The 847-nt window shown below is 75.4% G+C and carries 1 protein-coding gene; it reads right to left on the bottom strand.

Going from position 1 to position 847, the window contains the following annotated elements; translation table 11 throughout:
* A partial coding sequence (locus FL311_RS43405) for a S8 family serine peptidase (protein WP_141333559.1) occupies positions 1 to 683 on the bottom strand: 683 nt, incomplete at its 3' end.
* Positions 684 to 847: the final 164 nt, after the last annotated feature.

The following is an 847-nucleotide window of genomic DNA, read 5'->3' as shown; positions in this document are numbered from 1 at the left end:
GCGATGATGCCCGCCACGTGGGTGCCGTGGCCGGTGCCCCAGCGGGCCTCCTCGCCGTCCGTCGCGTCGTCGTCACCGTCCAGGAAGTCCCGCGCCGCCACCACCGCGTCGCGCAGCTCCGGGTGGTTCATGTCCATGCCGCTGTCGATGACGCACACGCGCACGCCCGCGCCCGTCACCGCGCCCGGGTCCGGCACCCCGTCCCCGTCCCGGTCCCACACCTCGAGCGCCTGCACCCGCTGCAGCTTCCCGCTGTAGTCGCCGGTGCCGCTCGCGCCGAGCCCGACGCGCGTCAACGCCCCCAGCGGCAGCGCGCCGAGCCCCGTCGCGCGCAGCTCCGCGTCCGGCTCGATGCTCTCCACCGACGGGTCCAACGCCAGCGCCAGCCGCTCCTCGGGCGTCACGCGCGCGGCCAGCGCGGGCGCGTGGCGGAAGCTCGCCGTCACCCGGCCTCCCAGCTGGTGCACCCGCGCCGCCGTCACGCTCCGGGCCTGGCGGTAGCGGATGATGACCGGCTCCCGCCCGTCGTCCTCCGAGGCGACCTTCTGGGTCGTCCGGGGCTCCTGGGGCAGCGCTCCGGCATTGATGCCGGGGCAGACATTGCGCAGGGCGTCCCGCTGCTCCGAGTCGTCCGGCATGCACCCCGCCAGCACCATCAGCCCGATGAATCCCCAGCGCTTCATGAGCCACTTCCTTCCGTCGCCATCCCGGGCGACCTCGCGGGGCCCGGCCGGAGGGCTTCCAGCCGGACGACCCCACCAGCCCCCAGGGAGTGCATCCCTCCCCCGGGCGGCAACGGCGCTCGAAGCCCGCCGCCGACGGGAGGTGCGTGGGTTCACATCCGGAC

This window comes from Myxococcus sp. AB025B, assembly GCF_006518215.1.
GTDB lineage: Bacteria > Myxococcota > Myxococcia > Myxococcales > Myxococcaceae > Myxococcus > Myxococcus fulvus.
Note: the sequence above shows the minus strand (reverse complement) of the source record. Positions and strands in the feature narration are given on the sequence as shown.